This is a genomic window from Vibrio sp. 1727, from assembly GCF_033344415.1.
GTDB lineage: Bacteria > Pseudomonadota > Gammaproteobacteria > Enterobacterales > Vibrionaceae > Vibrio > Vibrio alginolyticus.
The window spans coordinates 1-513 of the sequence record NZ_JAWPOT010000687.1 but is presented as its reverse complement, the minus strand read 5'-3'; the positions used below and the strand labels follow the sequence as shown (position 1 = coordinate 513).

Here is a 513-nt window from a genome sequence, read left to right as displayed (position 1 = left end):
TGGCAGGAAATTGGTTTCGAGATTTCACTTTTAGTGTTTTATAGCCTTGTTCTGCGACCCATTCTTCTTGAGCCTCTAACAACATCTGCGCGACTCCCTCATTTCGAGCTTGCGGCGCAACACCACCAAACCAACTATAGAAGGTGTCTTCATCCAGTTCGTAGCCGATTTTAAAACCGACAATAGCACCGTTTTTCTCAGCCACTAGGATTAGGCTGTTTTTGTCTCCAAGACGCTGTGACATCGAATCTAAGGTTTCTCCGTTGGCAAACTCTTTCACTCGAGTGACCACTTGAAGTGCCTCTTCCAACGTGCCTTCACGAATCAGCATTGTCATTGTTCTCTTCTCCAGAAATAAATATACCCAAGCACCTTGGATTTTTTGGGATATACAAGCCTTTTGTAATCCGCCTGAGGTTACTTGGGTATATGCAGACGAACAACTATTGTCGGTCTGGTTTTTCTCACTGAGCGATAATTACTCTTCTGTCGCTTCTCGAGCCATCTTTAGGT

Annotated in this window: 1 protein-coding gene; it reads right to left on the bottom strand. The window is 44.4% G+C overall.

The window, feature by feature from the left end; translation table 11 throughout:
• On the bottom strand, positions 1–337 hold a 337-nt coding region (locus R8O10_RS27625; RefSeq protein WP_318192283.1), incomplete at its 3' end, for a GNAT family N-acetyltransferase.
• Positions 338–513: the final 176 nt, after the last annotated feature.